At 36.5% G+C, this 5,808-nt stretch carries 7 protein-coding genes and 1 pseudogene; 2 read left to right on the top strand and 6 right to left on the bottom strand.

The features are described from left to right. A pseudogene (locus tag AC1DJR_RS15170) lies at nt 1-93 on the bottom strand (oxidoreductase); the annotation flags it as partial. Nucleotides 94-102: 9 nt separating this feature from the next. Then, nucleotides 103-1,056 carry an MBL fold metallo-hydrolase gene (locus AC1DJR_RS15175; protein WP_002014957.1) on the bottom strand — a complete coding sequence of 318 codons (954 nt, stop codon included), beginning with the start codon at nt 1,054-1,056 and terminating at the stop codon, nt 103-105. A gap of 165 nt (nt 1,057-1,221) precedes the next feature. Here AC1DJR_RS15175 and proI point away from each other — a divergent pair, with 165 nt between their 5' ends. Further along, entirely contained in the window at nt 1,222-2,061 is an 840-nt protein-coding gene (gene proI / locus AC1DJR_RS15180; protein ID WP_429687762.1) for a pyrroline-5-carboxylate reductase ProI, read from the top strand. A 57-nt stretch (nt 2,062-2,118) separates the two neighbouring features. On the opposite strand, the gene sdaAA is transcribed toward proI, so the two are convergent. From sdaAA to rnz, 4 genes are all read right to left on the bottom strand, one after another. Next, nucleotides 2,119-2,997 carry an L-serine ammonia-lyase, iron-sulfur-dependent, subunit alpha gene (sdaAA, locus tag AC1DJR_RS15185; RefSeq protein ID WP_477002934.1) on the bottom strand — a complete coding sequence of 293 codons (879 nt, stop codon included), beginning with the start codon at nt 2,995-2,997 and terminating at the stop codon, nt 2,119-2,121. A gap of 18 nt (nt 2,998-3,015) precedes the next feature. Then, nucleotides 3,016-3,675, bottom strand: a complete 660-nt coding sequence (gene sdaAB / locus AC1DJR_RS15190) for an L-serine ammonia-lyase, iron-sulfur-dependent subunit beta (protein WP_477002935.1) — start codon at nt 3,673-3,675, stop codon at nt 3,016-3,018. Between the two features lie 45 nt (nt 3,676-3,720). Then, nucleotides 3,721-3,867, bottom strand: a complete 147-nt coding sequence (locus tag AC1DJR_RS15195; protein ID WP_158080567.1) for a hypothetical protein — start codon at nt 3,865-3,867, stop codon at nt 3,721-3,723. A gap of 552 nt (nt 3,868-4,419) precedes the next feature. Further along, nucleotides 4,420-5,343: a ribonuclease Z gene (gene rnz, locus AC1DJR_RS15200; RefSeq protein WP_002014952.1), complete on the bottom strand. Its 924-nt coding sequence runs from the start codon at nt 5,341-5,343 to the stop codon at nt 4,420-4,422. A 189-nt stretch (nt 5,344-5,532) separates the two neighbouring features. Here rnz and AC1DJR_RS15205 point away from each other — a divergent pair, with 189 nt between their 5' ends. Continuing rightward, nucleotides 5,533-5,784, top strand: a complete 252-nt coding sequence (locus AC1DJR_RS15205) for a DUF3932 family protein (RefSeq protein WP_000656495.1) — start codon at nt 5,533-5,535, stop codon at nt 5,782-5,784. The last annotated feature ends 24 nt before the right edge of the window (nt 5,785-5,808 follow it).

Here is a 5,808-nt window from a genome sequence, read left to right on the forward strand (position 1 = left end):
CCCTTGCTCTGCAACCTGCATTGCAACTTGCTCTCCAATTCCACTAGAAGCACCTGTAATGACGATTACTTTTTCTTGTAAACGTCCCGTCATTGCTGTCACCTACTTTGCATAATAAATCAATTGTTGTGAAGATTCATCAATCATCACCTGTTGATTATATGCTAAAAAGTCTAATTGTCCAACAGTTTCTGAGATAGTAAGTGGTAATTGCTCTTTATATAATACCGGAAATAGTTTTACACACACCTCAAATGCTGTCATTGGCTTTTCCTTTAATAGTTCAAGCACTTTAAAAGCACGTGTCTCTTGCTTTTGTAATCTTGTTTCAATAAGTTGTTTCACATTCAGAACATCTTCCCCATGCCCTGATAAAATCCGTGAAATATTCATTTCACTTAAACGTTTTAACGTTTGATTGTACTGCAATAAAGGATGCGCTCTTTCTGTTTGCCCTTCATATGGTGGTTCTAATATTGGATTTGAAGAAATATGACTAATGAGAGCATCCCCACCAATTAATATTCCATCAGATTCTCTATATAATGAAATATGAGTGGAAGCATGACCCGGGGTTTCAATCACTGTAAATCCAGGTAACGAATCTATACGATCTCCCTCTCTCACAGTATGTGTTAACGATCTATTACAAGAATATTTAAGTGTCTTCGTCGTCAATAATGCCTCACCATTCAGAAATACTGCTGGAACGCCGAACTGCAAGGCTGTCTCTTTAAAAAATTCATGATACCTCTTTAAAAATTCAGCATTTTGTGTAATCCACGGTTCATTCCAAGGATGTCCGATAATCTTTACTTTTTCAGAAAATGTATTTAAAAGTCCGCAATGATCCGCATGGTGATGCGTAATCACTACCGTTTCAATATCTTCTATCTTATATCCTAATGCACCTAATTGACTTTCTAGTGCTTTCTTTGCTTCTTCTGTATTTGTCCCTGTATCAATTAACGTTAATGTTTCTCCCTCAACTAAAAACACATTCACTGTCTCAACTGCAAATGGAACAGGAATCTCCATTCGATGAATCGCCGTCATGCTTAGCCCCCCTGTCTTTTTCCGGTTCAAAAATGAATACCTCTTCAGTTTACAACTTCCCTATAAATTTGTCATTATTTTCAGATAAAAAGAGGTCTTTTCCATAAAAAAACGAATGTATGTACATTTATAAGTATTTCTAACCAAATTTAAAGGAGGCACATCATGTCTATGCAAAACATTTCCTTTCTCGGTGCAGGCTCTATTGCCGAAGCGATTATTGGTGGCTTATTAAACGCAAATGTTGTTAAGGGAGAACACGTCACTGTAAGTAATCGTTCTAACGAGACAAGATTACAGGAGTTACACAAAAAATACGGTGTCAAAGGTACACATAATAAAAAGGAATTACTTGCTGATGCAAATATTCTTTTTCTAGCTATGAAGCCAAAAGATGTCGCAGAAGCGGTTATTCCTCTTAAAGAATACATAAATAATGACTTGCTTATTATTTCGTTATTAGCAGGTGTTTCTACTCATTCAATTAGAAACCTACTTCAAAAAGACGTTCCGATTATTCGTGCAATGCCAAATACATCTGCAGCCATTTTAAAATCCGCTACCGCTATCTCACCTTCAGAACATACAACGGAGGAACATATTCGCATTGCAACTTCGTTATTTGAAACGATTGGTCTCGTCTCTGTTGTAAAAGAAGAAGATATGCATGCTATCACTGCATTATCCGGAAGTGGACCAGCTTATATTTATTACGTGGTAGAGGCAATGGAAGAGGCAGCAAAAAAAATTGGTTTAAAAGAAGATGTTGCAAAATCTCTTATTCTTCAGACGATGATTGGTTCTGCTGAAATGCTAAAAGCAAGCGAAAAACACCCTTCTATTTTGCGAAAAGAAATTACTTCTCCTGGTGGAACAACTGAAGCAGGTATTGAAATATTACAGGAGCATAATTTTCAACAAGCATTAATCTCATGTATTACACAAGCAACGAAACGATCACACGATCTTGGAAAAACATTAGAAAAGATAGCAAAAGAAAAATAAAAAACGGAGCTCAACTTTATTTGAGCTCCGTTTTCACTTTAATCATATGATATGCTTTTAGTTATTACTCTTACCAAAAATCTCTTCTTGCAGACGACGACCTGTTGGTGTTGCTGCAAGGCCACCTTCTGCTGTTTCACGAAGTGCTACTGGCATCGTTTGTCCAATTCTAAACATCGCCTCAATGACTTCATCACATGGAATTGTACTAGTTACACCAGCTAATGATAAATCAGCTGAAATCATGGCATTCGCAGCTCCTGCTGCATTACGTTTTACACAAGGTACTTCTACAAGCCCTGCAACAGGATCGCATACTAAACCAAGCATATTCTTTAATGAAATCGCCATCGCTGTAGCTGCTTGATCTTGTGTTCCACCAGCCATCTCAACTGCTGCTGCAGCTGCCATTCCACTTGCTGAACCTACTTCAGCTTGGCAACCTCCTGCAGCACCGGAAATACAAGCATTATTCGCAACAACCATACCGAAAGCTCCTGCTGTAAATAAAAATTCAATCATTTCTTCACGTGTAGGCTGTAATTTTTCTTTCAATGCAAACAGTACACCTGGCACTGTTCCAGCAGAACCTGCTGTTGGTGTTGCACAAATGATTCCCATCGCTGCGTTTACTTCATTTGTCGCAACTGCTTTACTCACTGCGTCCAAAATTGTATCCCCAGATAAGCCTTTTCCGCTCTTCATATACTCTCGAACTTTCACAGCATCTCCGCCAGTTAAACCCGTCGGTGATTTTACACCACGAATACCACGTTCTACTGCTTGTTCCATCACAACTAAGTTCTTTTCCATACCAGCAATTACTTCTTCACGTGARATAYKTCTTGTWTSCATTTCACATTGAATCATAATTTCTGCGATTTTTACATTTTKCTCTTTAGCTTGCGCCACTAGTTCCGCTGCGTTCCGAAACATGGTGTGTCCCCCCTGCAATTAATCCATAATAGTTACTTGRCAAATATTTTGTTGYCCATTTATTTCYKCAATYACTTCATCTGCTAATAATTCATCTGTTTCAATGACCATAAGCGCTCTTCTTCCTTTTTCCTTACGAGAAACACTCATTGTACTAATGTTAATCTCATGCTTAGCAAGAATTGAAGCTACAGCTGCGATAGCACCAAAGCGATCGTTATTTACAATAAGTAGTGCTGGACTCGTGCCTGTTAATTGAAGATCGAATCCGTTTAATTCTACAACTTCAATTTTACCGCCACCAATTGAGCAAGCAACAACTTCAATTTCCTCTTCACCTTTATACAGACGAATTCTCGCTGTATTTGGATGCGGAGCATTTGCATCTTCTTCAATGAATTCCACTTCAATCCCGCGTTCTTTTGCAATATCTAACGCACTTGGAATACGTAAATCATCTGTTTCAAATCCTAGTATTCCACCGATTAGCGCTACATCCGTACCGTGACCACGGTATGTTTTTGCAAATGAACCATATAATGAAATGCTAACTCTCTCTGGTTCATGACGAAACAGCTGACGAGCAACTTGCCCCATTCTTGCCGCGCCTGCTGTATGTGAACTTGATGGACCAATCATAACCGGACCAATAATATCAAACACTGAGCGATACTTCATCATAACTCCCCCTAAACCTCTATGAAAAAATTATTTACTATTCTATTAAGCTACCGAATCGGTTGCTGTTCCAGTCGTACCACGAATTTGTTCCGCTGTAAGAATTGGATAGTTTTTGAATAACAGTGAAGCAATATATCCTGAAATAATACCAGTTATAATAATAAATAAGAAACTTAGCATTACCTGCATTTAAAAATAATATAAGATAGTCCACAATAAAGTCTGGTAGCAATCCAAAGTTTAACACAGAACCCCTTACAAGCATAGCATAAACAAGTGAAACTCCCATTGCTTTCATACCTTTTGATGTTTTAAARCTAAAAAGTGAAAAAAGACTTAGTACAAATAATAGTAATATCCTTCCTATTATAATTTCCATGTTGCTCTCTCACGATTTAGTCAACTTCACTTGTTATGAAAAATAGCTAAAACGCGTGTAGCCTACAATAAATTATAATCTGCCCTCATTATAGCTTGTTTTTAATAAAACGCTTACTTTTAATAAATTTTAAAAGTTCTGAATAAAAATCCATTTTCGCTACTTGTACCACTCGTATGTCGTCTGACTTATATAACAGTTTTTCTAAATAATCGGTATTATGTATTTTTATCCTATATCTTCACATCATTAAAACTTTCTGTGTCATCTTATATAAAAATAAAATGATAACAGTTTTATTTTTAATTTTTTTAGAAATAAAAAAAATGGCAACCTATCGTCACCATGTTTTCACAACATTATTATCTTTCTACTGGAAATGATTTTAAATCCGTAGCTATTTCTGTATTAGAAAATAGCTCTCTTGCCTCTTTCAATAATTCCTTATATGTATCTCCTTGATAACGAGAACTAATATGAGTCAATATTAAGCGTTTTGCATTTGCCTGAAGTGCAATACTCGCAGCTTGCTTAGATGTGGAATGAAAATAATCATACGCTTGTTGTTCATCTTCTGCCGCAAAAGTCGCTTCATGAACAAGTACGTCAGCATCTTGCGCAAGCTCTCTACTCGCTTCGCAATATCGTGTATCGCCTAAAATTGTAATAACTCTTCCTTTTTGAGGCGGGCCAATAAAATCTTTTCCATCTAACACTGTGCCATTCTCTAATTCAACTACTTCACCATCTTTTAAGCGTTTAAAAACGGGACCAGGTTTCACACCCATTCCCAGTAACTTATCCACTAAAAGAGCTCCCTGTATATCTTTCTCTACAATTCGATATCCGAAGCATTCAATTCCATGTGATAACCTTTTTGTTTCTACACAAAATTCATTATCCTCAAACACAATACCTTCTTCCGTAATCTCAACGATTTCAAGTGGATATTTAACATGTGTCGTACTTACTAATAATGCCACTTCAATAAATTGTTTAATTCCTTTTGGTCCGTACACTGTTAATTTTGTTGTTCCACCTTGAAACGAACGGCTACCCAATAAACCCGGCAATCCAAAAATATGATCGCCATGTAAATGCGTAATAAATATTTTTTCAATGCGGCGTGGACGTACTGATGTATGTAATATTTGATGTTGCGTCGCCTCGCCACAGTCAAATAACCAAGTCTGTCCTCGTTCTTCTAACAACTGCAAAGCAATTGCTGAAACATTCCTTCCTTTCGAAGGAACACCTGCACCAGTTCCTAAAAATACAAATTCCACTTTCTTTCCTCCAGCTCTTTATATAATCTATCTTTCATCTTACGGAATGTTATTTCAAATGGCAAATCGAATTTACATAACCAATCATCTAGACAACTATATAACACGAACGTTATATTCGAAAAACTTAGTAATCGTTCGTGTTTTATGTTAAAATGATTATACTACATTTTAAGGGAGCGTTTTATTATGAAAGAAGCATTTCGTTTACAAACTGATTTTTCATCTTCATTTGATCGCTGGGTAAGTTCTTTCGTTTCTGATCACCCAGCACAATTAGAATGGACGACTTTAAAAGAATTAATCCATGAATATACAACAACACATACAAATGATTCGTTACCAACATATATTTCTTCAGCTTTAACATATTACGCACAACGCGTTTCAACAACAAACAGTTCAGAAATTGTTATTTTTGAAAATGCTACAATCTCATAATCTATAATAAAAAGCACTGTAATC

It is taken from the genome of Bacillus sp. 05T31, from assembly GCF_056396725.1.

What these genes read in the sequence shown, in the direction of transcription:
- AC1DJR_RS15175 (WP_002014957.1), bottom strand. Translation starts at nt 1,056, where the DNA reads ATGACGGCGATTCATCGAATGGAGATTCCTGTTCCATTTGCAGTTGAG.
- proI (WP_429687762.1), top strand. Translation starts at nt 1,222, where the DNA reads ATGTCTATGCAAAACATTTCCTTTCTCGGTGCAGGCTCTATTGCCGAA.
- AC1DJR_RS15195 (WP_158080567.1), bottom strand. Translation starts at nt 3,867, where the DNA reads ATGCAGGTAATGCTAAGTTTCTTATTTATTATTATAACTGGTATTATT.
- AC1DJR_RS15205 (WP_000656495.1), top strand. Translation starts at nt 5,533, where the DNA reads ATGAAAGAAGCATTTCGTTTACAAACTGATTTTTCATCTTCATTTGAT.